This window comes from Proteus appendicitidis (genome assembly GCF_030271835.1).
Taxonomy (GTDB): domain Bacteria; phylum Pseudomonadota; class Gammaproteobacteria; order Enterobacterales; family Enterobacteriaceae; genus Proteus; species Proteus appendicitidis.
The window spans coordinates 1594617-1619959 of sequence record NZ_CP127389.1 but is presented as its reverse complement, the minus strand read 5'-3'; the positions used below and the strand labels follow the sequence as shown (position 1 = coordinate 1619959).

At 31.6% G+C, this 25343-nt stretch carries 30 protein-coding genes and 4 pseudogenes; 11 read left to right on the top strand and 23 right to left on the bottom strand.

What is annotated here, in order from left to right:
* Window positions 1–121: 121 nt before the first annotated feature.
* From QQS39_RS07525 to QQS39_RS07515, 3 genes are all read right to left on the bottom strand, one after another.
* On the bottom strand, window positions 122–466 hold the full coding sequence (locus QQS39_RS07525) for an antiterminator Q family protein (RefSeq protein ID WP_285805664.1): 345 nt from the start codon (window positions 464–466) through the stop codon (window positions 122–124).
* A gap of 273 nt (window positions 467–739) precedes the next feature.
* Complete coding sequence (gene map, locus QQS39_RS07520) at window positions 740–1516, bottom strand: type I methionyl aminopeptidase (protein WP_100158067.1); 777 nt, start codon at window positions 1514–1516, stop codon at window positions 740–742.
* A 12-nt stretch (window positions 1517–1528) separates the two neighbouring features.
* Entirely contained in the window at window positions 1529–1726 is a 198-nt protein-coding gene (locus QQS39_RS07515; RefSeq protein WP_036913277.1) for a ParD-like family protein, read from the bottom strand.
* 362 nt (window positions 1727–2088) lie between these two features.
* On the opposite strand from QQS39_RS07515, the gene QQS39_RS07510 reads away from it, so the two are divergent.
* A complete protein-coding gene (locus QQS39_RS07510; protein ID WP_285805663.1) occupies window positions 2089–2844 on the top strand; it encodes a hypothetical protein in 756 nt (251 codons plus the stop codon).
* A gap of 234 nt (window positions 2845–3078) precedes the next feature.
* Window positions 3079–3618: an AAA family ATPase gene (locus QQS39_RS07505; protein ID WP_151434906.1), complete on the top strand. Its 540-nt coding sequence runs from the start codon at window positions 3079–3081 to the stop codon at window positions 3616–3618.
* 52 nt (window positions 3619–3670) lie between these two features.
* Here QQS39_RS07505 and QQS39_RS07500 read toward each other — a convergent pair whose 3' ends face one another.
* The 4 genes from QQS39_RS07500 to QQS39_RS07485 form a co-directional block, all read right to left on the bottom strand.
* On the bottom strand, window positions 3671–3916 hold the full coding sequence (locus QQS39_RS07500) for a hypothetical protein (protein ID WP_151434905.1): 246 nt from the start codon (window positions 3914–3916) through the stop codon (window positions 3671–3673).
* Window positions 3917–3959: 43 nt separating this feature from the next.
* Complete coding sequence (locus QQS39_RS07495) at window positions 3960–4463, bottom strand: hypothetical protein (RefSeq protein ID WP_285805662.1); 504 nt, start codon at window positions 4461–4463, stop codon at window positions 3960–3962.
* Window positions 4464–4657: 194 nt separating this feature from the next.
* Entirely contained in the window at window positions 4658–5185 is a 528-nt protein-coding gene (locus QQS39_RS07490) for a dihydrofolate reductase family protein (protein WP_151434903.1), read from the bottom strand.
* 227 nt (window positions 5186–5412) lie between these two features.
* Window positions 5413–5694 (bottom strand): DUF5339 domain-containing protein, encoded by a 282-nt coding sequence (locus QQS39_RS07485; RefSeq protein ID WP_151434902.1) that lies wholly within the window; start codon window positions 5692–5694, stop codon window positions 5413–5415.
* 334 nt (window positions 5695–6028) lie between these two features.
* On the opposite strand from QQS39_RS07485, the gene QQS39_RS07480 reads away from it, so the two are divergent.
* The 3 genes from QQS39_RS07480 to QQS39_RS07470 all read left to right on the top strand — a co-directional run bounded on the left by QQS39_RS07480 (window position 6029) and on the right by QQS39_RS07470 (window position 8026).
* Window positions 6029–6460: a DUF7832 domain-containing protein gene (locus tag QQS39_RS07480; RefSeq protein WP_285805661.1), complete on the top strand. Its 432-nt coding sequence runs from the start codon at window positions 6029–6031 to the stop codon at window positions 6458–6460.
* Window positions 6461–6699: 239 nt separating this feature from the next.
* Window positions 6700–7785: a YedE family putative selenium transporter gene (gene yedE / locus QQS39_RS07475; RefSeq protein WP_285805660.1), complete on the top strand. Its 1086-nt coding sequence runs from the start codon at window positions 6700–6702 to the stop codon at window positions 7783–7785.
* A complete protein-coding gene (locus tag QQS39_RS07470; RefSeq protein ID WP_196736834.1) occupies window positions 7775–8026 on the top strand; it encodes a putative Se/S carrier-like protein in 252 nt (83 codons plus the stop codon). Before yedE ends, QQS39_RS07470 begins: the two co-directional genes overlap by 11 nt.
* A gap of 205 nt (window positions 8027–8231) precedes the next feature.
* Here QQS39_RS07470 and QQS39_RS07465 read toward each other — a convergent pair whose 3' ends face one another.
* From QQS39_RS07465 to QQS39_RS07455, 3 genes are all read right to left on the bottom strand, one after another.
* Window positions 8232–8453, bottom strand: a complete 222-nt coding sequence (locus QQS39_RS07465; RefSeq protein ID WP_075672624.1) for a DUF465 domain-containing protein — start codon at window positions 8451–8453, stop codon at window positions 8232–8234.
* Window positions 8454–8686: 233 nt separating this feature from the next.
* On the bottom strand, window positions 8687–9037 hold the full coding sequence (locus QQS39_RS07460; protein ID WP_196736833.1) for an immunity protein Imm33 domain-containing protein: 351 nt from the start codon (window positions 9035–9037) through the stop codon (window positions 8687–8689).
* A gap of 612 nt (window positions 9038–9649) precedes the next feature.
* Window positions 9650–9805, bottom strand: a complete 156-nt coding sequence (locus QQS39_RS07455; protein ID WP_194952313.1) for a hypothetical protein — start codon at window positions 9803–9805, stop codon at window positions 9650–9652.
* A gap of 202 nt (window positions 9806–10007) precedes the next feature.
* On the opposite strand from QQS39_RS07455, the gene QQS39_RS07450 reads away from it, so the two are divergent.
* Both QQS39_RS07450 and QQS39_RS07445 read left to right on the top strand, forming a co-directional pair.
* Window positions 10008–10655, top strand: coding sequence for a hypothetical protein (locus tag QQS39_RS07450; protein WP_151434897.1), 648 nt, complete (start codon window positions 10008–10010; stop codon window positions 10653–10655).
* Between the two features lie 262 nt (window positions 10656–10917).
* Window positions 10918–12885 (top strand): autotransporter outer membrane beta-barrel domain-containing protein, encoded by a 1968-nt coding sequence (locus QQS39_RS07445; RefSeq protein ID WP_285805659.1) that lies wholly within the window; start codon window positions 10918–10920, stop codon window positions 12883–12885.
* 379 nt (window positions 12886–13264) lie between these two features.
* Here QQS39_RS07445 and gltP read toward each other — a convergent pair whose 3' ends face one another.
* Window positions 13265–14566, bottom strand: coding sequence for a glutamate/aspartate:proton symporter GltP (gltP, locus tag QQS39_RS07440; protein WP_151434895.1), 1302 nt, complete (start codon window positions 14564–14566; stop codon window positions 13265–13267).
* A gap of 456 nt (window positions 14567–15022) precedes the next feature.
* On the opposite strand from gltP, the pseudogene QQS39_RS18710 reads away from it, so the two are divergent.
* Window positions 15023–15134: pseudogene (locus tag QQS39_RS18710) on the top strand (electron transport complex subunit RsxA); the annotation flags it as partial.
* A gap of 936 nt (window positions 15135–16070) precedes the next feature.
* On the opposite strand, the gene QQS39_RS07435 reads toward QQS39_RS18710, so the two are convergent.
* Window positions 16071–16214, bottom strand: coding sequence for a DUF968 domain-containing protein (locus tag QQS39_RS07435; RefSeq protein ID WP_285805913.1), 144 nt, complete (start codon window positions 16212–16214; stop codon window positions 16071–16073).
* 232 nt (window positions 16215–16446) lie between these two features.
* On the opposite strand from QQS39_RS07435, the gene QQS39_RS07430 reads away from it, so the two are divergent.
* Window positions 16447–16782 (top strand): colicin E1 family microcin immunity protein, encoded by a 336-nt coding sequence (locus QQS39_RS07430; protein ID WP_285805658.1) that lies wholly within the window; start codon window positions 16447–16449, stop codon window positions 16780–16782.
* Between the two features lie 26 nt (window positions 16783–16808).
* Here QQS39_RS07430 and QQS39_RS07425 read toward each other — a convergent pair whose 3' ends face one another.
* The 4 genes from QQS39_RS07425 to QQS39_RS07410 are packed head-to-tail and all read right to left on the bottom strand — an operon-like array spanning window position 16809 to window position 18523.
* Window positions 16809–17633 carry a colicin-like pore-forming protein gene (locus QQS39_RS07425; RefSeq protein ID WP_285805657.1) on the bottom strand — a complete coding sequence of 275 codons (825 nt, stop codon included), beginning with the start codon at window positions 17631–17633 and terminating at the stop codon, window positions 16809–16811.
* A 10-nt stretch (window positions 17634–17643) separates the two neighbouring features.
* Window positions 17644–17802 carry a hypothetical protein gene (locus tag QQS39_RS07420; RefSeq protein ID WP_285805656.1) on the bottom strand — a complete coding sequence of 53 codons (159 nt, stop codon included), beginning with the start codon at window positions 17800–17802 and terminating at the stop codon, window positions 17644–17646.
* Window positions 17784–18254, bottom strand: coding sequence for a lysozyme (locus QQS39_RS07415; protein WP_151434891.1), 471 nt, complete (start codon window positions 18252–18254; stop codon window positions 17784–17786). Before QQS39_RS07415 ends, QQS39_RS07420 begins: the two co-directional genes overlap by 19 nt.
* Window positions 18254–18523, bottom strand: a complete 270-nt coding sequence (locus tag QQS39_RS07410; protein WP_151434890.1) for a hypothetical protein — start codon at window positions 18521–18523, stop codon at window positions 18254–18256. The genes QQS39_RS07415 and QQS39_RS07410 overlap by 1 nt, the downstream gene beginning before the upstream one ends.
* Window positions 18524–18625: 102 nt before the next feature.
* Between QQS39_RS07410 and QQS39_RS07405 the strand changes: the two genes are divergently transcribed.
* On the top strand, window positions 18626–18811 hold the full coding sequence (locus QQS39_RS07405) for a hypothetical protein (protein ID WP_285805655.1): 186 nt from the start codon (window positions 18626–18628) through the stop codon (window positions 18809–18811).
* Window positions 18812–19096: 285 nt separating this feature from the next.
* On the opposite strand, the gene QQS39_RS07400 is transcribed toward QQS39_RS07405, so the two are convergent.
* The 4 genes and pseudogenes from QQS39_RS07400 to QQS39_RS07385 form a co-directional block, all read right to left on the bottom strand.
* The gene (locus QQS39_RS07400; RefSeq protein WP_285805654.1) at window positions 19097–19453 is read right to left on the bottom strand and encodes an MmcQ/YjbR family DNA-binding protein; all 357 of its coding nucleotides are present in this window, start codon (window positions 19451–19453) and stop codon (window positions 19097–19099) included.
* An 81-nt stretch (window positions 19454–19534) separates the two neighbouring features.
* Window positions 19535–20549 (bottom strand): annotated as a pseudogene (locus QQS39_RS07395) (DNA-methyltransferase).
* Between the two features lie 73 nt (window positions 20550–20622).
* Window positions 20623–20817 carry a hypothetical protein gene (locus QQS39_RS07390; RefSeq protein ID WP_285805653.1) on the bottom strand — a complete coding sequence of 65 codons (195 nt, stop codon included), beginning with the start codon at window positions 20815–20817 and terminating at the stop codon, window positions 20623–20625.
* A 149-nt stretch (window positions 20818–20966) separates the two neighbouring features.
* Window positions 20967–21488, bottom strand: a complete 522-nt coding sequence (locus tag QQS39_RS07385; protein WP_072062621.1) for a YagU family protein — start codon at window positions 21486–21488, stop codon at window positions 20967–20969.
* A 236-nt stretch (window positions 21489–21724) separates the two neighbouring features.
* On the opposite strand from QQS39_RS07385, the pseudogene QQS39_RS07380 reads away from it, so the two are divergent.
* Window positions 21725–22856 (top strand): annotated as a pseudogene (locus QQS39_RS07380) (phage integrase Arm DNA-binding domain-containing protein).
* Window positions 22857–23030: 174 nt separating this feature from the next.
* Here QQS39_RS07380 and tnpA read toward each other — a convergent pair.
* The 3 genes and pseudogenes from tnpA to QQS39_RS07365 form a co-directional block, all read right to left on the bottom strand.
* On the bottom strand, window positions 23031–23486 hold the full coding sequence (gene tnpA / locus QQS39_RS07375; RefSeq protein WP_285805652.1) for an IS200/IS605 family transposase: 456 nt from the start codon (window positions 23484–23486) through the stop codon (window positions 23031–23033).
* Between the two features lie 205 nt (window positions 23487–23691).
* Window positions 23692–23859 (bottom strand): annotated as a pseudogene (locus QQS39_RS07370) (isocitrate/isopropylmalate family dehydrogenase); the annotation flags it as partial.
* A 537-nt stretch (window positions 23860–24396) separates the two neighbouring features.
* Entirely contained in the window at window positions 24397–25119 is a 723-nt protein-coding gene (locus QQS39_RS07365) for a hypothetical protein (protein ID WP_285805651.1), read from the bottom strand.
* Window positions 25120–25343: the final 224 nt, after the last annotated feature.

Genomic DNA, 25343 nt, shown 5'->3' with positions numbered 1-25343 from the left:
AAGATCATAGTAAAGGTTGTATCTTTACACCTTAATTGTTCTAAGTGTTATTAGCTTAATCTCTATTTTACGATCGTAAAGAATTATTTTAATCAATTTAAACTAATTTAAATTTATAGTCTTAATTAGAACCTGAGAAAATCAGCATACCTTCAATCATACCTTCTGCTTTTTTCAGTTTTTTCCCAATATATGTATCCGAACATTGATCATATTTTGCAAGCTGAATAAATGTTTTACCAAAAACATAATAATTAATAAGTAGCTGATAATCCTCTTTATTATGCATCATCAATCTTTTCATTAAGTCATTGATAATATTAGCATCATGATGAGTACATTTTTTTCTTAACTTTATCCGTTCTGGAATAAATTCTTTTTTATTGTTATTAAATAGGTTGATAGCATTTTGATCATTAGCAACCCATGATCCCCATTCTTCTAAAATTTTTGAAATATTTTCCATATTAATATCCTTATTTTTCTATAGCGTAATGATTGCATCCTACAATCATTTAATGATAATTTATTAATACTTAATGAATGTTGATATCAATATAGTGTACAACGTGTAATTTACAACTCAGATTTATAAAGATATTAAGTTTTAAACTTAATTTATTGATAGAAATGAAAAATAAAGGAGAGAAAAATAGCCACTTTATTTAAAAATTAAATATTTTTTAAATTATAAAAAATATTTTCTCTTAAAATGGCTATAAATATAAAAGAGTAGCAATTATGGTAATACTTCTTCTGGACGTAAAGTGAGTACTTCATATCCTGTTGCTGTTACTAAAATAGTATGTTCTGATTGAGCGGATAACTTTTTATCTCTTGTCACAACCGTCCAACCATCTTTTTTGGTTTTTATTTTAGCACCTCCTTGATTTATCATTGGCTCGATCGTAAAAGTCATGCCTTCTTTTAATTCAACGCCCTGTCCTTTAATACCATAATGTAGTACCTGTGGTGCTTCATGCATTTCTCTTCCTATTCCATGCCCACAGTATTCTCTCACAACACTATATCCATGACTTTGTGCAAAGCTTTGAATAGCATGACCAATATCGCCTAATGTCGCACCCGGTTTTACTTCTTTAATACCTTCCCACATTGCTTGATACGTTGTTTTTGCTAATTTACGCGCAATAGGAGATGCCTCTGGCATAATATACATTTTACTAGAGTCAGCAATAAACCCATTTTTTTCTAGTGTAATGTCAACATTAACAATATCTTTGCTTTTAAGGCGTTCATCTGCTTTTGGCACGCCATGACAAACAACTTCATTGATAGATGTATTTAGCACATACTCATAACCATATTGGCCTTTGCTTGCTGGTCTTGATTGAAGTTCATTGACAATAAAATCATCAACTTTATCGTTAATTTCTAGCGTAGAAACACCTGGTACAATAAAATCATCAAGCATTGTAAAAACTTTCGCCAATAAACGCCCTGACTCACGCATTAATTCAATTTCATCGGCCGTTTTAATCGTTATTTTATCCACTATTCTTTCCTCTTATTCTACTTCTTGCTTAATGGCTTCTTTTTCCAGCATTTCATTAATAATCATTGGAAACGTTTTATCTGGGTTTAATTCTGCTTGAATGCCGATTTTTATCCAAAACTCTGCCTGAGCATTGACAGAGCGTGACATCACATTACTTGCTTTTCGCAAATACTCATGTAATTCATCAGAAATTTTTACAATACCCACGCCAATCCTTATATACATATCATAATAAAACATATACGTTCTATAATAGAATCAAACGTTTCTTCTTTCAATTGCTATTCGATAGTGCTATAGGCATAAAATGCCTAAATAAGAAAATAAGGAGAAATAAGAGTAAATTAAACTCACAATAAGAAGGTGATATTTTTACTTTTCACATACTTCATTACCCCCATCCATAAACTTATAATATTTGGCTTCAAACTATCCTAAATTACGGCTATTTACCTTTGAATACAACTATCCTAAGAATTAGCTGAGAGACAAATCAGAAAGCAAACGCTAATTTAGTATTAATAAAGTTTAGAAATGAATTTCGTATAAATACTAAGGAAAGCAATAATATGAATCTATTCAAAAAAATTGGATCACTTTCACTATTAAGTGGTTTTTTAATACTAATCTCTGGTTGTACAACAATTGAGAGAAATTATCCCACTAGCTTAAGTGTGGCTAATGAGCAAACTGAAAATAAAGCCCTTTCGACAAAATGGGGAGAAAGTTTATCTTCTGTCACTGAAAGTGTTGAAGCGTATCGATTATCACAAACACCTTCACAAACAACATCTATATTTTATCAAAGTGGAGTGCCTTCCAATTCTTATTCAAAAGTTGCGCGCATTAGTGAAAGCCCAGTGCAACTATCAATCTTAACTGAAAATAGAAATATAATGCCATTATACCACACACAAAATAATCAATATTTACTGTATGGAAAACAGAATGATCGCTATATTATTTTCTTACATAACACTAGTCATAAAATAATATATGAAGCCGTTATTACTGTGGATGGCTTAGATGTCATTAGTGGAACAGCAGGTTCTTATCAAAATAGAGGTTATTTATTAAGACCTGGAGATACTTTATTTGTAGAAGGCTTTAGAAAAAATCAGCAACAAGTTGCAGCGTTTCGTTTTGGCGCACCAGAGGAAGGATATGTAAATTATAGCGCTCAAGGTGATAAAAGAAATATGGGTGTAATTGGTGTTGCACTTTTTGAATCAGAAGAAGGCATACAAAAAACAATGAAAAAATGTACTTATTTGCCTAACCCTTTCCCAAATAGTAGCTATGCACCAGAGCCTTGTATTCCTTGATATTTACCCATTCAGCTTTTCTTCTAAAAATAGCGTAAATTATTACGCTATTTTTTTTGAACTTCTGGGTAATAAAGCTACTTAAGATTTATATTAGCATTTAATTCTAGTATACTTTTTTTAGTTCGATTTCTTAACTATATTCAATCTCTAACAACTCTAGTATTAACGCCCCCTACATATCATCCCCAGTCTCTTTTCCTTTATTAATTATATAAACTTATAGGAGTCATCATGCCTGAAAGATCACATCGTATTATATTAACTGGAGGTCCCGGCTCTGGTAAAACAACACTAATAAATGAACTTAAAAATAGGGGTTATCCCTGCTCTTTAGAAGCAGGAAGAGCTATTATTCAAGACCAAAATATTATTGAAGGGAATGCATTACCGTGGGTAGATCCTAACGCTTTCGCACAAGCAATGCTAATTTGGGAGTTACGGTCATGGCATGAAGCAAGCAACAATAAAATGCCTTATTTCTATGATAGGGGGCTCCCTGATATTGCAGGATATTTACTACTATGTGGTTTAGCTATTCCCAAACACCTTGATAAGGCAATTACCTTATTTCGTTATTCTGCAAATGTGTTTATAGCACCACCATGGGCCGAGATTTATATTCAAGATCAAGAAAGAAAACAAACAGAAAAAGAAGCTGAAGAAACTTATTTAGCTATGATAGCGGTTTATAAAAAATATAATTATAACTTAACAGAACTACCCAAAATAGGAATAACAGATAGAGTTAATTTTATTATTAATAAAATCTAAAAAACTATTATCAGCCAGTAGTAATTACTGGCATAGATAATAGTGTTAATTTTTAATAAGAAGCCATGATCCGCAAATCAGGTTTTTCTCCTCGCATAATAGCCCGCTGTTGTTCATGAACTGCTTCATTAATTGCTTTTTGCTCTCCTGGTGTTCGAGTATTCTTGCCACAAACTAATGTAGAACACACTGTGCTGCCTATTCTATGGTTTCCTGAATTACCCGTACTAAAAGTAACGTTATCAGTAGTACAACCCAGTAATAGAAAAGATAATAATAAGGTGATAGCTATGCGCATAATTTTCCCATATAAAATTAAATTTTAAATTGATATTAAAGTATTAATAGGCATCAAAAGTATAATGTGGCTTTTGTTTCCATTTGAATTCAACAGTTTGTTTTTCCTCATTCCAAATAGGCTCAGGAACTGGCATAGTAAAGCTTATTTTTTGAATTGGCTTTAATGTTGAATTGTTATTTAAATACTGATCGTTTATTGATGGTTTTTTCTCATTTAAACCAACTTTAAAAACTTGTCCAAGCCTTTGTTTCTCTTCTTGAACTTCCATTTCAAATCGAGATTGTTTTCCTAACATAAAAACTAAGTTATTATTAACTGCGTGACTATCAGGAATGGGATTATCGGTGTGTGTTTCAATTAATTTAGTCTGAGTGACTTTATTAGTGGTACATCCAGAGATTATAAATACAGAAAGTAATAAAAATAAAAAGTAATACATAAATTGAATATCAATAAGAAATAGGAGTAAATAATTATTCCATAAAATCGATTCACCGACAAAATAAATTTCATCATTTATATAAAAATAAAAAAATCTGCTCATAAAATGATGATAGAAAATAATTTAAACTATGATTCGATAAAAACACAGAACAAATAAATAACCTAACCAAAATAACCAGTGCAAATAAAAATATATTTAACAGAAATAAATAGTAACTCACTATATTAAAGTATTGCCATATAGAAATAAAAAGGACACCAATAAGGCATCCTCAAAATACAATAAGTAAAATTTTATTTTTTATAGTGTGATTTAACAAAAGAGTCTAAATATATTTCTGTTTTATGATGAGTAAACTCTATTTTTTTATCATTTGGAATAAATAACGGTATGCCCTCACCTAATAAAATAGGTATTCTAGTTATTATGAGTTCATCAACAAAACCTTCATTAATAAAGCCTTGCACAGTTTTTCCACCATCAATATACACTCTATTATAACCATCATCTTTGAGTCTTTTTATTATTTCACTCACATTTCCTGATAAAATTTTTACATTACTAGGTAATGACTCTGGTAATTCTTTAATAGTATTACTTAATACAAAAACAGGCTGTACATAGGGCCATTCAATATCGAAACCCATTATTGTTTCAAAAGTTGTTCTTCCCATAACAATCACATCTATTTCACTAAGAAAGTCGGCAAAACCAAAGTCTAAATTTTCAGGGTTTTCAATACTGGTAAGCCAATCAATATTACCTTGTTTATCAGCAATATAACCATCTAAACTTGTTGCGATATAAACTACTATGTTCATTTTTAATACTCATTCTTAGAGAAGGCATTTAATACTAGCATTAAATAAATAAAATTGAAAATAAACTAAGAGAATAGAAATAGAGATGAAATTAAATTAATTAGTTATTAATTTTAAATTAGAATAAATAAGAAAACAATGCGATATAAAAAGTACTTTTATCTTTTAATAAAGAAAAAAGCCTTATAACTTTAATTATTATAAGGCTTATCGCAAAAGAATAAAACTTATTGACCTGCTGACATTTTTTTCATTTGCTCTAAAGAATCTAAAGCTTGTTTACAAGTACTTTCCTGAACATCTTTAGGTAATGCTGCAAATTGTTCTTTAGCTTGAGTATATTGTGCTTTCATCGCTTCTGCTTGAGCTTTGGTTGCATCATTTTTTTCCATTAACTCAACATAAGAGTCAGTTTCTTTAAAATAGTCTTCGCATGCTTTAGATAAATCAGCAGAAACAGCGATAGAAGAAATTGATAATAAACCCAATGCTAAAATAAGCTTTTTCATAAATATCCTTTAAGTATTGTTAACAGCTAGAAAGTAACTTCCATTATTCGTCTTAAGTCAGCATTATCTCAAAGAAGAATAAAATAGGGATAAGTATTATCTTAATTAAAAAAATAAACGCTAATCTAATTGTGATTATTATAATAAGTAGAATCAAAATATGATAATTGAATTTAGTTTATTATTTTTCGTATCAGCTAACACATTGATATATTCTTTTTAACTTAATATGTTATTATCCAAAAATAATTTTTTTTATAGTAATACTGCTATTTGTATGTCGATAATACTTGATACCATAAAATAATCTCCACTAACTAACACAGGTAAAAAAATGGCGATTGATAGAATAGACTGGCACGCTTATGGTGAGTTCCCTGACGACCTTCCACCTGAAAATGGAGGTATACATATAGGGTTTTATTTAACTTGGATTATTGAAAATAACTTAGAAAGTGGAGAGTTGCAAGAAGATGCAATTGAAGAGCTAGAAATGGTACGTAACAGAGAAATGGATGGTCTTTCATTTCTTATTCAAGTTTGTGACGAGAAATTTATTAGTGATGACTTGAATGATGAGGGATACGCATTTACACAATACTATTATGAATCAGAAAATAATAACTATTTTGAAGATTTCGAGCGTGTTTTAGCCCAAGGTTTATCTTCTTCATATTATGTTGAAAACATATGGGACAATTACGACAAAATTGCGCCTGTAATTACAGATGCATATGCAAAGTGGAAAAAAGAAATAAATAATTAAATTAATATCTTTCTAAATTTCATTTATACCCTGCATTATTAGTAATAAGTTATTTAAACAATAATTAACTTATTGCTAATTAAATTAACATTCTTAAATCCTAAAAAATATCTTATCTAATTTATTAATTTTGACGTGATCTATATAAAAGAATCACACGTAATTCTTATATATAGTTGCTCCGTGCTTAATAGGTTCTATTAGTCAGGGGGTGGCCCCCCCATCAACGGAGGCATTTAATGTCTATAAAATGGGTTTTAATCCTATCTGGATTTATTATTGGTACTCTTGCGTTACTCCTTGGTATTAACGGAAATCCACCTAATATGGGGGTTTGTGTAGCCTGCTTTATTCGTGATAGCGCCGGAAGTATGGGCTTACATCACACTGAAACAGTGCAATATCTTCGCCCTGAAATATTCGGCTTTATTCTTGGTTCTTTTATTGCCGCACTTATCTTCAAAGAATTTCAATCGAAAGCAGGCTCTGCTCCTATTATTCGTTTTACGCTAGGTTTTCTAATGATGGCTGGCTGCTTAGTTTTTTTAGGTTGTCCATTAAGAATGGTACTTCGTATCGGAGCGGGTGATTTAAATGCTGTTATAGGATTAGTTGGATTAATAATAGGAATTGGTATAGGTAGTTTATTTGTCAAAAAAGGATTTTCTCTTCCAAGAAATTATAACCAATCACCTATAGAAGGTTTTATTTTACCTACTATATGTATATTCCTATTTGCTTTATTCTTATGGAATAGTGATATATTCAATGCCAGTGTAAAAGGTCCTGGAGCGAGTCATGCGCCAGTGTGGATGTCTATCATCGCAGGGCTTATTATTGGTTTTATTATTCAACGCACAAGATTCTGCTTTATTGGAATGGCCAAACATGTATTTTTATCGCGTAATTATAATATGGCGTTTGGTGTAATCGCATTAACACTCGTTGTTTTTTTAGGTAATCTCTATTTAGGCAAGTTTAATCTTGGTTTTGAAAATCAACCAATAGCTCACAGCGATGGACTATGGAATTTTCTCTCTATGGCACTTGTAGGCTTATGCGGTGTACTCATTACAGGTTGCCCATTACGACAACTAGCTAATGCTGGCCAAGGTAATTCAGATGCGGCTGTAAGCGTTATGGGTATGTTAGTGGGAGCTGCATTTGCTCATAACTTCTCTTATGCTTCAAGCCCTGCTGGAGTTACAGATAATGGGAAACTAGTTATTATTATTGGTTTAGTGTTTGCTGTCATTGTTGCTGCTATTTACACCTATGTTGCAAATAAAGCAAAAGATAATGGGATCAGTAAAAATGGCGCATAACTATTTATTTCTTTTTCATGCGCAATACGCTGTAAAAAAACTTCAGCAGCAACTCCAACAAGATAATTTTTCCGCAAAAATTATTGATGCTCCACGAAAAATATCATCAGAATGTGAGTTAGCTATATCCATTTATTTTTCTGACGATGAGATTTATAAACAGTATATTAATGATAACGTTAGAGCTGTTTATAAAATAAATTCAAACCATTTTGATGTACTTTGGAAAGATGAGTTTTAACATAGTACATAACTAAGTTACTATTTTTAGAACCTAAACAGTTAAAAGGCTACAACAGTAGCCTTTTCTTTATAAATATCACTATGTGGTTGATATAATTTTTTCATCAAAAATAAATTATCTTTCTAAAAACAAAAAACCATCCCTTTTTAGTTGGATGGTTTCTACATCTTTATGTATTTATAGAGTAATTATTTTTTATTACTCACTCTTCTTCTGGTGGATTTTTGAGGATCTGATGAATTTCCTCTTTCAGTTTTAATTTTTGTTTTTTTAGCTCAACAACTTCTTCACCATACCCTCTTCTATCTTTATGTTCTAATCTAACAATTTTATGGTCAAGTTCATTATGTTGTTCAAAAAGAGCGCGAAAATGGGGATCAGTCTGACGAAGTTTTGAAATTAAATCACGATATTCTGGAAACATAAATAGCTACCTTCCTTATTAACAGTGAATTAATTACTCTTATAATATTTACCCAAACTGATTAACCTGTCATTATTTTTATGTTAAAAATAAGACCAACATCAATTAATATTTTTAATTTTTAAAATAACTTAATATTTTTATATTCTCAAGATTATTATAAAATTCAATGTGTAAGAGAATATAAAAAGTAAATCTACTTAATCTAAAAATTATAAAATAATAATAACTACTTATTCATTTATTTCTTCAAACCAAACATCTTCATATCCGTCTCTGTCAATAATAAAATTATATCCTTCTGGTAGATAAAGATAATTTATTACTTCAGGTAATAGTTCTTCCAAATGTTCTGTATGCAATGGTTGATAAAAGTCATCTGTTGCGCAATATTCCTCACAATAGAAAAACCAGCTTATCGTACCGCCTTCTAAGCGCTTTATGCGTGTGCCATAAATAGGATTACCCTTTAGGTTATCTAAAGCAATCGCTACCATTTCTTCTGGCTTTTGAGGTATCACCCCATACTTTTCACACATTATTTTCTGTTGTTCAGAAAACAATAATTTATTGTTTTTATTCATGTTATATCTTTAATTTTACAAAAAAAACTCAAAAAAAGAGTTTATGAGTTTTCGATTATAATTAACTTATCGTTATCTACCAAATATTGATGAAAGAGCGCATCGCTCCCTCTATTCACATAGCAAAAAGTATAAAAACAAGTAGATCTACGAAACTCCGCATGGTCAATGGAATGAAAAAACGTCAATTTGCTTTAAAACTAGACGACATAAAGCATAACAGCACTTTTTACTAAGAAAAAAGCATTTATTGTTAATTTATAAAATGAAAATTCACTACATTTATACTGATCTCTAATAGTTTTTTATACCCATCTATTCGAGTCACTAAGCCCAATGCCGCCACATTGGGCTTTTTTATTGCCAATGGTTGTTGATATCATTGAAATAATAATTGAGAAACAAATAACCCTACAAAACCATACACCTACCCCAAAATGCCATTAACATTCTCTTCCCTGCTATTTTTTAGTTTTATTTATATCCATACCTATTATCTTAAAGTTTAGTGGCCATAAACTATAATTTATTATTACTGTGACGACTCAATTTTATTGTATAAGCAATAAAATAAGAATACCGACTCAATTCCTTTTTTGTCGGCATTAGTAATTATTTATTAGATGAAATATCTTGCTCTTGTAATTTAGAAAGCGCTAATTCTTTCATCCAATCTGCAAGTAATGGTGCTGTTTTTATTGAATCCAATAATGCACGCTCTTTTTTTGTTAAACGAATAACAATCACTTCTGTTTTCATTGTAGACATAATAATTCCCCATTGGTAAAAGAGAAAATATTGGCACAAAACAGTAACAGAACGGTCTGACTTACACGCTTTTACAAAATAATCATTTAAAGATGATTAGCAGTACATTATCGATAGAATATTTGCGATATAGTTCGTTGTTTATTTTTAGAAAAAACATTAACATATTTATGATAAATTAGAAAATAGATAGGTATCATTCATGTTTCTAAACCCCAAAAGAACCGTAAAAGCCAATGTAAGAAAAAGAAACTCAATTTTTCCTGGTTTGGGAACTACATACAGAATTAGTCTTTCTGATGATAGGCCGTCACCGCAAGAAATTCAAAAAATAGAATTTAATAAATTTGCAGATAAAGCCGTTGATGAAGTCTCTACAATGATCGGTTGTTTTGAAAGATCAGAGAAAAAAAGCAAAAGCCCTAACTCTAATAAGCCTCTGCATTATGAAAAATTAGACAATGAGTTTCTTCGACTTACTGTATCATTCTTTCAAATTATTCAAGAAATAAGATATTCTGGCGATACAAGTCAACACGCAAAGAATAGAATTACCACCTCATTATTTGAGATAACTCGTTGGTTAGATAATAAATATCCATCATGGAATAGTGAAAGAGCTGAAGTAGAAAGAAATGGTAAAGAAATTGAAAAAAGAGTTAAAAAAGAATTTAAAGCCAAAAGATTTTATAAAACAAAATTTGCTATTCTAGCAATTGCTACTTTTTTTGCTCCCTTTATTTTTTGCTGGTTTTCTCTACAAAAAAAATATCCTAAATGGTTTAAAGTTATCAGTTTCTTATGGGCTATGTTTTTTGCTATTTTAGTATACAGAGCGCCCAAAATATAACAGCTCGGCTATTATAATATTTCTATTTTATCTTATGGTGTTTTGTTTAAAAAGATGCCATAAGCTAAATTACTCACCTAAGATATATTATTCTATATAATAAATAATTATATTTTTCTTTAATAGAATTAACCTTAAGAAAGATTATATTCTAAATAATTTTTTTTAAGGCTATTTAAATTGATAGAAAAAATAAACAATATAATCATTAAGCATAAATTAACTATTTTTACACAATAAAAAAATAAAAAGGTCGGTTTTTATGCTACTGAATAAACATTTTAGTAAGAATATTATTACTATAAGTATATTATCTTTCTTAGCCAGTTCAGTTTATGCCAAAGAAAGTAGTATACGGGGCGTTCTCCTCTCTAATAAGGAAATTATCTCTAATTCAACTTATAGTGATACAACAAACCTTTATATAGATAAAAGCCACGAAATACAAAATATTACTCTGGAAAACGAAGCAATATTAAGAATGTATGGTGATAGCCTAGCGATAGGTACTATCGTTAAAGATGATGCTAATATTAGTATGTATGCATCTGGTACAAAAGAAACAGCGACTCCCACTATTAAAGATACTATAGTAACAGGCACCAGTAATATTGATATGAGCGCAGGTTCATCATCTATAGGTAAGCTATTTATAGATAAAAATGCTGAATTATATATTGATAACATTAATGATAAATCTACTGATGTATCTAAAAATGATCCTGCTCCTTCAGCTAAAATATTTATAGAAAACTTAACACTAGCAGGTAAAACATATATTTTACCCTCATGGAACGAAGATTATGGTGATGATGGTGATGCCCCTAAACCCGAAAAACCAGGCCCAGAATTAATCACTCATATTAACAATTTAGAGATGCAATCTGGTAGCCAATTGGAAATGGATCATTATATTTCTGGCATGCAATTTAATCGACTTGAATTAAAAACGCTCACCGGCGAAGGTACTTTTATTTTAAGTAGCAGCTTAGCCAATGGTTTAAGCGATAATATTTATATTTCAGATCATGCAACTGGGCATTTTGGATTAAAAATAAATGATAGCGGAGAAGAAATTTCTGATCCTAAAAATACTCAATTAGTTTATGTAAATAGTGGTGACGCTGATTTTAACTTATTAAATAAAGACGGTAATGTTGAAGTTGGTGTTTGGAAATATAAACTAAATAGCAAAACTAATGATGGTCATACAGAGTGGTATCTTGTGGGCGGAAAAGCTGGCGAGCCTGATACTTCTAAACAGCCTGATATTTCTAAACAGCCTGATACCTCTAAACAGCCCGATGTTAGCCAGCCTATATTAAGCAATAGTGCTCAAGCCGTTATTAATATGGCCTCAGCACCGCAGAACATATTAAGCATTGAAACGAGTACTTTACGCCAAAGAATAGGTTTCTTACGTGAAAATAATAATGATCTGGGAGTGTGGATTCGCTATTTAAATGATAACTCTCATTTAAACGATAAAGGTTATAGTCAATTCCATTCAAATTTAAATGGAATGCAAATTGGTATAGATAAGAAAATAGCTATAAATAATGATCAACTGCTATTTGGTTTAATAACTTCTTACACTAAGAGTAAAATAAAATCTGACAATATTAATAATGGTGATATTAATAGCTATAGCGGTGGTGTTTATTTAACTTGGCTTAATCATTCTGGTTTTTATGTAGACTCTTTATTTAAGATGAATCATCTTCATAACGAAATCAATACTAATATGAATGAAGGTAGAAGAGTTAAAGGAAATTACAATCAAAGTGCGATTACAACATCAACAGAAATAGGCTATCCTATTGCGTTTTCAAATGCATTGACACTTACACCATACAACCAGATCCTTTATTCTAATATTAGTAAGTCGCATTATATGTTAGATAATGGCATGAAAGCAAATATCCACAATGCTGATAGCTTAAAAGGTGAATTAGGAACCATATTAGAAAGTAATTTATTAATTTCGAACCACAGTGTTAAGCCTTACATAAAAGCAGCAATATCTCGTGAATTCATTAAAAGTAATGAAATAGAAATTAATAACGTATCCTTTGATAGTCATTATTCAGGGAATACTGGTAAATACGGCGTTGGTTTAACAACTAATATAGGTAATGATGCTCTTTTCTATACTGAAATAAATTATCAAAATGGTAATAAAGTAGAAACTCCAATATATGCAACAGCAGGATTTAGAATGAGCTTTTAATTAATTTATTTTCCTTTTATAAAGTTAATACATAATAAACCTCATGACTTAATGAGGTTTTTTTATTTCAATTTCATATTATTCTGTTTTTGCTGATATCAGTTCAAAACCTTTAGCATTTGTTTTCTTCAAGACTTCTGAATTTCCAGTTTCATAAATATTATCATGAACAATTTTGGCACAAACCTTTACCTCACCTTCACTTTCATCATTTACTTTTATACCAGAGCATGATCTTCTTCCTTCTACATATGAATAATCCACTATAAGAAATATTAAAATGAGAATAACTCAGCGTAAAAAAAGGAGAATAGAATTATTAGAATATGATATTCTCCTAAAAGCCTCTTAAGGGCTTTTAGGAGAAAGCAACTAAAATCTAACTTTTAAAAGTTGCTTCATAATCTTTAGATTTATTCTTATCAAATTGATGCTCCCATTTAGCAATGACTAAAGCAGCGAGTGCATTACCAATTACATTTAATGCTGTTCTTGCCATATCTAATATTCGGTCTATTCCAGCAATAAAAGCCAACCCTTCTAGCGGAATACCTACGCTTCCTAATGTCGCCAATAACACAACAAACGAGACACCTGGCACTCCTGCAATCCCTTTAGATGTGATCATTAGCGTCACTACAAGGGTAATTTCTTGCCAGATACTGAGATCAATACCATACAACTGAGCAATAAAGATGGCAGCAATACTTTGATAGAGTGTAGAGCCATCGAGATTAAATGAATAGCCAATTGGAATAACAAAGCTCGTCACTGATTTGGAAGCACCATATTTCTCCATCTTATCCATAATTCTTGGTAAGACTGTTTCAGAACTTGCTGTCGAATAAGCCAGTATTAATTCATCTTTTAAGATTTTGATTAACGTAAAAATGTTAATACCACAATATTTTGCAACCAATCCTAGTACAACAATTGCAAAAAACAAGATGGCACCATGAACCAGTAACACCAATTTAATAAGTGGGATCAAAGAGGTGAACCCAAAATTTGCAACAGTGACAGAAATAAGCCCGAATACACCGATAGGTGCATACATCATAATCATATGTGTTACTCGGAACATCGTTTCTGAAAATGTTTGTAACACAATTAATAACGGTTCTCTTTTTTCCACTGGTAAGGAAGATAATCCCATACCAAAAATAACGGCAAAGAAAATTACTGGCAACATTTCACCGCTTGACATAGCAGCAAAGATATTAGATGGAACAAGCGATAATATCGTCGCCATTATACCATGTGACTGACTTTCCACTTGTTGGGTAGTTTTTTCATACTGAGATATATCAACTTGGCTAAGTGTTGACATATCAATTCCTACGCCAGGTTGGAATATATTCGCTAGGCTTATTCCAACGATAATCGCTATTGTCGTGATAATTTCAAAATAGAGGATAGTTTTAAACCCTAGCTTACCTAGTTGTTTAGTATTCCCTACCCCCGCTATTCCGACTACCAATGTTGAAATAACAATTGGTACAACTATCATTTTGATTAACTGAATAAATATTTTACCCGCAGGAGATAAAACATTCATAATTAACCATTCTTTGTTTTCATTATCGTGCAAAATTGCACCAACAATAATCCCTAAAATGAGCGCAGTTAGAATTTGCCAACCAAGGCCAAATTTAAATTTGTGAGTTTTATTTGCTGTCATTGTTATATTCCTATTTTTGTTTCTATTTTGTTATACTTTATTTTATGAGTACAAAACAAATAAATATTCTATAAAAAAACGATTAAGGGCAATGCAACAATAATAAACCAACTATCATCACAAGAACTAAACAAAAAAATATAAAAAAGAAACAAAATAACAACAATTAATTAACTTTACATTCTATTGATATACTACGTACTCTAGAAAAGGATACTACGACAACTTGATAAATTAATAGGATTGAATATATCAAGCAAAAATATAAAAAATGCCACGCTCATAGGGTATTTTTTATATTTCTAAACTTTTACCGATACATTACTTCACTTGCACTCTATCTCTCTAATTTTATTAAAGAAAACGAACATTATAGGATTAATAGCACGAATATGATAAAAATTTTCTTTGTTTATAAATAAAATTCGTACATTCTAACAAATAGATGGTGCCAGAGTGGCTGAATACACATTACTGTTTCTAGTGCCATCTTGTTAAGAATTTTTTTTCATCAAAGTTTTTAGGTTTATGCCCTTTTATGGGAACATCAATATCTCTAATAACCGCTTTTCTCCGTTCTTCGGTTATATATCGATCATTGATAGCTTTTAAATTACTAACCGTCATATCAGTCTATAAACAAAAAAGACCGCCTAAGCGATCTTATTAAAACAATAATTGAAAATTAAAGATAAAAAAATAAAAAGATAAATCTCATAAAAATATATATTACAAAGGTAGATAAAACCAAGAAAAATAAAAATTTAATTTATCATTATCAATCAAATGATTAAAATAACAAGAAAAACCACGCATATGGCGGGGTTTTTAGTCTATATTCTACTTTTAAAAATTACGTCCCATACTTTTTCTTTCTAATTGATCTTGGTAAACACGCTGATTATCTTTTATTGTGTTAAAAACACTATCAGAGTACGGATCAACTTTTTGAGAATTTCGATTATATCTGTCAACATCAGACTGGGAAGTTGAACAACCAGATATAAAAAAAATGGCTAATAACGTTAACAGTTGTAGTTTCATATAAATTTTAACTAAATTAAGCGAAGTTTTATGTTTTTCAGTTTATAACACAAAATACATCTAATAAAAAGCGACAATGATACAGTGCCACAAAAACTTATAATGATAAAGTTAAGAGCAATTCTTATATCAAAATATCATCCGATTAATTATTCTTTCAATATATCTAAAATATGCAGGACATAATACAAATAAGCTTCAACCGTTAGTCCTGATAATAAGTACGCTCAGTTCATTTTCTGCTATATCTTCTAATATTGCAGAAAATCTGATTATAGAAGTAAAATCATCAACTGAAAGCACTGTTGTTATCTACGGTGTTCCAAAATACCAAAAATCTTTCAATATCATCGTAATGAGCAAAAGCCAGAACCCACTAAATCTCACAAAAGATACTGATTGTTACAAAGCCGTCGATAGTAAAGAAAATAAATTTTCGGCAAGAACCATAAATACATCATTACTTGATGGGATAATAAACAAGTAACTCATCATGATGTTGCTGACATAATGGAATAGTGAATAAGTCATAAGCGTTCGTTCCCATGCCTCCCATACCATGCCCGATGATATTATTATCATGGTACCAACAAGTCCGTATCACACCGTCTATGCCATGTGGTTGTTAATTAATAATGATGATAACTGTCATGCTTATCGTTAATCTGGCAGCAATGGATATTGCTGCACATAAAAAACCAAATTCAAACAGATAAATACCACAACGATAGAAGCAAAGAATGGTAAATCATTGCTGTTTAATTTATTGAAAATAAGAACTATTATCATTAAAATAGCATTCATGTAAAAAGCTGATTATTTAGTAGGATTTGGATATGACTAAAAAATATTATATTAATAATATGTTCTGGGGCTATTTTATGATGTTAGTGATGGTTTATCTTAATTATAACGATCACACTATTAAAGGCTTATTAATGCTAACTTTAAGCATACCTAGTGCACTTTTTTTTCCTTTTTCCAAAATGCTTATCGAAAAATTCGCATTAAAATATACAACAAAAAAATTCTGGAATACTGGATTATTTATAAATACACCAGCTAAACATGGTGGAGTAGCTCTATACCACTTATTTTGTTTTATATTTTCAATTCCATTTAGCATCATATATCTAGCTTTATATTTCACAAAAAATAGGATAACCAATTAAAATCGATTATCCTATTACCCTACATATTAAATACCAATTGCACCGCTGACTTTTTCAACCAAAGCGTCGTCAATCAAGGCACCAACTGTTGCAATGATAAGGGCATACCCTAAAATTCCAACAGGTCCACCAATAATTAAACTAAAGGCAAAAGCTGTCAATGCCACCGCAGCCATGCCTGTAGCAATTGAAGTGCCTTTAACAAAAAATGGACGCCAATTTCCCGTTTTAACCGCCTTTTTAAATTCAACAAGTAATTCCACGGCATTAATCGCGTGATTGGTATATCCAAGCCCTTTACTAAATTTACCTAAGTTTGAAGCTAACTGTTTTGCATCAATAGATTCTAATGCTTTTATAATAGCAGCTCGATCTTTGGCATTAATTTTATTATTAATATTCTGCCCATATTTCTCATATGTACGTAAAGCATCTTCTACATTTCTGATTGTTTTTCCTTTAGATTGTTCTGCTAACTCTCTAGATAATTGTGCTGCCTTTTTACCAAATTCCTGTGTTACTTTTTCGTAAAATGAAATTGTAAATTTCACGCTATCTTTGATGTCATTAAATTCTTTTTCCTGCTGAGGACTCGGATCTTTATCCTTAAGTTCAATTGCGGGAAAGCCCGAATAGGCATATAAAGGCGGTAAGTTTGAATTTCTAGGAAATACAATGATTGCATCATTAAATTGATGTGGATATAGTGCTTCTATCCTTTTGTTTTCTACCTTATTAGGCAATTCTACTTTTTCTGGATATGAGAATTTTTTATTTTCATTTGAGTAATTTTGAATAATATTTCCTTGTAAACCAAGGCCACTATCACAATGACAACGTAAAGTTTCCAATGTTTCATAATTAGTACCGATGATATGAGAGTGCAATCTGACAGCGTTTTTCTAAACTAACTTGGTCTTTAGTACATGAGTTATCAATCAAGAGATAAATACCATCAGCGACGGTGATGAGTAATATGAGGATAAAGCTGATAATGATGATTAAAGTTTTCCATGACATAGTGCTGACTCCGCCTCTCGACGACTGACAAGCCCTCGCCAAACCTTTCCTCCTGCATAAACCCAGCGTTTAATTTCTTCACAAGCGCCATACTGATCACCTGCGTTTAATTTCTTTAGCAATGTAGAACGTGCAAAAGCGGTGATACCAACATTAAAGGCAAAGGAATATAGAGAAGCTTTTGTTTTATCATCCAATGGAACTTTAACCAGAACATCAACTTGTTGTTGCGTTCTGATAAAGTCTTTCTGAAGTAACTCGTCACATTCTTGATGTGTGTATGTCTTGCCTTGAATAATGTCGTTCCCAGTATGTCCATAACAAACCGTCAGAATTCCAGCAACATCACGGTATGGTTCATAACGTACCCCCTCAAAGTAACCAATCACTGTTAGCGCAATACTTACCACACCGGCGCTTACAACTGCTGTCACTTTCTGTTTTAGGTTCACTACATGTCCTTTTTAGCTTTAGTCAGCATCTCGCCAACTATCTTTTCTATGTCTTGCGGATCGCTAGAACAATTTCGATGAACTAATTCAGCAAATAACGCTGTTCGTTTCCGCTGTTCTCGCTGTGTCATAAAATAAGTTGCTAATCCAAGGAGCATGCTGAATCCCATCCCTATTACAAATCCCCATTCATAAAGTGAAAGACTTGCAAAAAAGGCAGTTAAGCCAGCTGTTCCGTAGGTATCATTGGTTAATTTTTCCATACGCATATATACCCCCTACGGAGTGTCCCTTGATGATTAATGTGAGTGAGTTAAACGTGAGAATATGAATTTGAAAAAATAAAAGATCCACAAATTGAAGCAGAAGAAATGGCTCATGCCATACCTCTGTTATTTTCATTGTTAGCAAAGCTAATAACTGATGATAAAAATAAAGAAGAACGTTTATTCAGAATGTTAGATAAAGCTCTAGAGTGGAATAAAGAACTACCAGTTAAAGAGCAAATAGTGTTAATAGGTCAAACAACTAAAATGGCTTTAACTGGCAAACAGTAGAACCATTAGCTTTTTTTATTTCAATAGAGTTATTAGAAATAACCATTAGCGTGGCACTATTAACAGCCTCTAATTCACAGCTCGTTAATTGCATGCTAGCGAGCTGTTTTTGTAAATCGTCGCCCTTGTTGCATCACTTGTGCTGATAACGTATTAACTAACACTTAGAAATTTTGATTACTCATAACTACCTCTCTTATACGAAAAAAGACCGCCTAAGCGATCTTCAAAATGAGTTATTCGGAATAACCGAACATGTGAACTATCCGATTATAGTGAATACGGTCACTGTGTTAATCTGTAACTCTCATCAATCAATGATTTAAGTTCAGTTTCATCAATGCCGTCATTTAACTTGATAGAAACCCAGTGCTCTTTATTCATGTGATAGCCAGGAAATATCCCATCTTTTAAGCGGAGCGAGCCAACCAATTCAGGGCGAATTTTAACATTAATAACATCAATAATCGTATTAGCATCACCAGAATGCAATTTATCAGCAGAAACATCTATAATGGCGGCAAACCACTTAGTATTCCCAGAATGTCGAAATACAACATAATTTGGATATTTGCGCCATAGATACTCCGGATCTGAACCATAATTATTTTTGATATACTCAATCAAATCACTTCGTTGCATGTCAGAACCTTACCGTTAACTATTACAGATTACAGTTAACTCTGTTTTTACCTTATACGCAATGTGATACAAAAATCAATCTCATTGCGATAACACTATTTCAGCCTTAGTCTGCTCAAACCGTTCCTTTCCCATTTCAACACCCAAAACCTTTCGATTAAGTTTTAGCGCTGCTTTCAGTGTTGCCCCTGATCCCATAAAGAAATCGGCTACTAAATCACCCTCTCGACTGCTAGAACGAATAATATGTTCCATCATGTCTGATGGTTTCTCGCAAGGATGCTTGCCGAGATAGTATTGAACAGGGGGATAAGTCCAAACATCGGTGTAAGGAACATCTGCAGTCACAAAGAATGGCCGTCTTAATAAACCATATTCTTTTATTAATTCTTGGTAGTTTTTTTGTAATGTAAATTGCTCTAGCTCTAACTCACTAAAGTGACGAAATAACGGTGATAGCTTTTCTTGTTTATCAGCAATGTGTGTAAACAGTGTTTGTAACTTTTTATAGTCTTCTTCGTTCGGTAATTGCCATTGACTATTGCTGAACCAATGACTGCACATTGCTTACCTATTGCCCGGTCTATTTCTTTTGCGCTCACCTGCAGTGCTAACCGTGCATTTCTAAAATAATCAATCAATGGCTTAAATACGTCTAGCTTTAGTTCTTTGCATTTTAAAGAAAATTCAGAAATTTTAGCTGTGACTGGTTTTTGATAATGCTCAGCAAAAAGTATTCGTTCTGTTGAAGGAAAAAAGCACGTAGGCTTTCTTTATTTTGTCGTCGCCATGGCCTTGAGGGTTTAGCCCAAATAATATGGCTTAAAACATTAAATCGCCCACGAACAAGTAATTCAGTATCTGACGCAAGTTTAGATCCACAGAATAGATACAAACTGCCATTAGGTTTTAATACCCGCCAAAATTCAGCAAGAACACCATCGAGCCACGATAAATAAACCTCAACACTATCCCACTGATTATCCCATGCGCACGATTTCACTCTGAAATACGGTAGATCAGTCACAATTAAATCAATGCTATGTTCGGGTAGTGTTTTTAATACAGAGAGTGCGTCGTCGTTAAATAGTTGCATCAGAAGTCCTTTTCTACGCAATAAAAAAGCCGATGACTGTTAAGCCACCAGCTTTATAAATTCTTTATATTTTTTAGGCTGTACGCATATAGCTATTTCCTTGCTTTGCGACAAACCCTGCTATTTCAAACTGAGTTAATAGAAACTCACAATTTTCATTACTTAGTCCAGTTTGATTTAAAATTGCTTGTACTGTTTGCCAATCACTTTTTGAGATTGTTTCAAGTACACAACTTGCCTGTATTGTCATATCATACTGTTTTAACATAATATTTCATACCTTTGGTTAGTTGTTGTGCATAACTACACATGTAACTCTGACCAAATAGAACAGCAAGTCTTATTTTTAAATAATAAAAAAGACCGCCTAGGCGATCTTTAAGAGATTTATAACAGATTAAGGTTGAACGTCCTTATCTACTCAGCATCTTTTTCTTTAGTTAAACAATAACGCAAATTTTGTCTAATCGCTTCAATTGACCAGATCCAAAAAGCGGTTCCGACAAACTCAGAAACTAATGCTTGATAACCTGCTGTCCAAAGCCAGCTAGATAGCCCTAATAATGGTACAACTAAGCCATGAGCAAAAACAGAAACACCAATACCAAAACAAATACCGTGTAATAATTTAACCTTTGGTAAGTATTCAGCAATAACACAATATATCACAGCGATAACTATTGAGAATAATATATGAACACCATTACCGCCCCAATTAATACTATACCCCATCCAATGATAAGTCATAGTATCTATATTTAATCCTAGCTTTTCTAATAAGACGACTGGAGGTGGTGTCGTTTCAAGTGTTCTCGGTGGAATTAGGTCTTCAAAACCAGATTTTACTAAAGCTGAAAAGATACCCGCTATAATACCAACGTATATTGCTATACCAATATGCCTAGAACTTTTTTTCGTTAATTTAAACAAATCAATCATTATATATACTCGCTCTATAAATTGAATATTATGAGTATAGTAGAGATAAGAATACCTGTTTATTATTTTAATTATTAGTTAAATACTGCAGATTTATGCTTATAGGATAACAATAAATTTTATCTTAAATATAAACAAACAATCAATGAAAACAAAAAACTTCCAACAAATTTTTTAATTAATAATTATAAATATATATTTAAAAAACAAAACCCCGCAAAAAGCGAGGCTCAAAGATGGCTGCCAGACCTCGTAAGAATAACGTCAATATCCCTACCTAATCTTTACCCATTATTTAGTCGTAAAGCTAACAAGGTTTATTGGCGTTACCGCCATCCTGTAACAGGTAAATATCATGCCCTCGGTGACAATGAAGCCGAGGCGAAAGCAATAGCCATTGAAGCTAACACAAGGTTAGCGGAACAACGTAGCCGACAAGTTATGGCTATTGGTGATCGGGTGGCAAAAATAAAAGGTAAAGAAATCACGGTTAATACTTGGTTGGATAAATACTGGATTATTCAAGAAGAGCGTTTCAAAGAAGGTGATATAAAGCCGAATACTTATAAACAAAAAAGGAAACCAGTAGATTTAATGAGGCAAGCCTTATCCATGAAATCGTTACCTGCTGTTGATGCCAGAGATATTGCTGAAATTCTGGATGAGTATAAATCTAATGGCCAACACAGAATGACGCAAGTGATTCGCTCTGTTTTAATTGATGTGTTTAAAGAAGCACAACATGCAGGTGAAGTTCCTCCTGGTTATAACCCTGCCCTCGCCACTAAACAACCGAAACGAAAAGTAACTCGCCAACGCCTTAATTTTGATGAATGGAAAAAGATATTTGAGATTGCTGATAAACAACATCGTTATGTCGGGAACGCGATGTTGCTTGCACTTATTACGGGTCAACGATTAGGTGATATTTCCTCAATGAAGTTTAATGATATTTGGGATGATCATTTGCATATTACTCAAGAAAAAACTGGCACAAAATTAGCTATTCCATTATCACTACGTTCTGAACAATTAAATATGTCATTACGTGATGTTATTGCCCGTTGTCGTGAGCGTGTTATTAGCCCTTATCTTATTCATTATTTTCATACCACTTCACAATCTAAACGTGGTGATCAAGTTACTGCAAATACACTAACGACTAACTTTAAAAAGGCGAGAAATAAAACAGATATTGATTGGGGAGAAGGAACACCTGCAACATTTCACGAACAACGATCTTTATCTGAAAGGTTATATAGAGCACAAGGTATAAACACTAAAGATTTGCTCGGTCATAAGAACCAAATTCAAACAGATAAATACCATGACGATCGAGGAAAAGATTGGATAAAAATAGTGATTTAATTGCTCAAATTTCAGGTGGTTTTGATAATTCGTTTTGATAACCGTTTCAAAATTGGCAATCATAACCACCCGTAAAACGGGTGGTTATGATTGCCCTATAAGGGCTTGTTACCGACTGCGCCTAAATGACGCTGCTTTCTCTTCGTTCAAGCTAAGTGTCTTTGCTACTTTGGCTTACCCCTTGAAGGGGTTTTCATATTCTTTACTACTCAATTTATCCGAGATTAAATCCGACTTTTCTTGCTCTCTGATATACTTTTGAATTGTGGCTTCATTGAGTCCAACTGTTGTGACATAGAATCCTTCCGCCCAAAACTTTCTGTTGCCAATTTTATATTTGAGATTGGCATGTCTATCAAAGATCATCAACGAACTTTTACCTTTCAAATATCCCATGAAACTTGATACGCATATCTTCGGTGGAATACTCACTAACATATGAACATGATCTGGCATAAGATGCCCTTCGATTATTTCCACGCCTTTATACTTACAAAGGTCTCGAAGGTTCTCACCTATACTTGAACGAATTTTATTAAAAATTACTTTCCGTCTATATTTCGGCGAAAAGACGATATGGTATTTACACAGCCACTTTGTATGTGCTGAGCTTTGTGCTTTAATGCCCATAAACACCTTTCCTTATTTAAGTTACGAATATTAGCTTGAACATCTATATCGTAACGGAAAGGTGTTTTTCTTGGTATAACCTTTAATACCCACCCGCATAGCGGGTGGTTTTATATTTAAGACGCTGACGCGACTTAAACTGGCTAAAGCCAATAATAAAAACGGGAACTAATAAGCTCCCGTTAACTATTTATCAAATTAACAATTACATATGTTTGATAATCGCGTCACCAAACTCGCTACATTTCAGCAGTTTAGCACCTTCTAACTGACGTTCGAAATCATAAGTTACAGTCTTAGCGGCAATCGCGCCTTCCATACCTTTAATGATTAAGTCAGCCGCTTCAGTCCAGCCCATGTGGCGTAGCATTATATAAATCAGCCATTACTAACTATTTGTTTATTAAGGTATATTCACTCTTAATATACTTAAAAGACAGTGATTATACCTTTTTATAACTACTTGATTACCATAATGCTTTTATTGGTTTTGATAACCACATACTAGGATAAAAACACTCTTTAATGAATAATGATTATTACATGCAGGAAGAATATTTAGAGTATCAATTATAGGAATATAGCGTAAACTCTAAATTAAAAAATATAGCACAAACCACAAAAAAACCATTTGTCTAAAGCATGATGAGCAATATAATTATTTGAAAGAAAAATGAAAAACATTTTATACATGACGCGAGAAATTATCACATCGACCTAAAAAATAAAATTCACATACTGCTTTTCTATTCTTTATTGATCAAATAATAAAAACAATAAACATTTATAGTAAAATATAATTTATTTATTGCACACCACCAAAAATACCTGATAAAACTAATTAAGATTTTTATATTTTAAACTATCTTATTTAATTAATCCCTATACCCTTTCTTATAATTATTTCTATTCAAACACTAATTCTTATTTTATCTTCCAAACGAATATACTCATTTAAATTCAATAAAGATACAATAGCAATGCTATCTTGAACGCTTTCATTATAACACACAATGATAGCATCCAAACCTCCTGTATCGTATTGCTCTGAATCTCCACCAGCACCACCTTTTCCTGATACCTTATAATAAATAAATCTTTTAATATATTTCTTTAAATCACTATAGTAAATTCCATACGAATAAATATCTAATTTATTATTTTTACAATCAGTATTATTTAATAATATTTTCTTTGAAGTTAACTTACTCATAATTAATACATTTTTTGGAATTTCATTATTAAGCTGTTTTTTATCCCACCTTTTACCTCCACAATATATGAAATAATTTTCAGCATATAAATCTAAATTAGAATTATTTTTCCCACTTTTCCCATAAACAACAAAATGATGAAAACTTTCAAAAAATAGCTCATCACATGCACTAGAAAAATAGTCTGTTTTTTCACCGTTTTTCTTAAAAAATTTTTTTATTTCTTGCTTTCTGCATTCTTTGCTATTGTCTTTTTTGAATTCTACAATTATAAACTTACTACCTTGGCTAGAAATCAAGTCACCTACCACCTCCGGATTACCAGACAATGGTAAGAATTTTTTATTTTTAAACTCATTAAGAACGAATGCATATTCTATTGTTTTTTCTGACCATTCTAATTTTTTATTATTACTCACGATTATCACCCAAATAAATTTTTACATTTGATATTAGTTTAATTGCAATAAAATCAATACTAATAAAACCCATGGGAATGGTTTCGACCTTCATTATACCTATAACAAAAATTAATTTTTTAGTTTTATTACTAATTTTATTTAATGATAAATTACATTTAATTTATCTTAATTGAGATCAGATTTCATTAAAGTGCTTATGAATGAATTGAATGGAAATAATA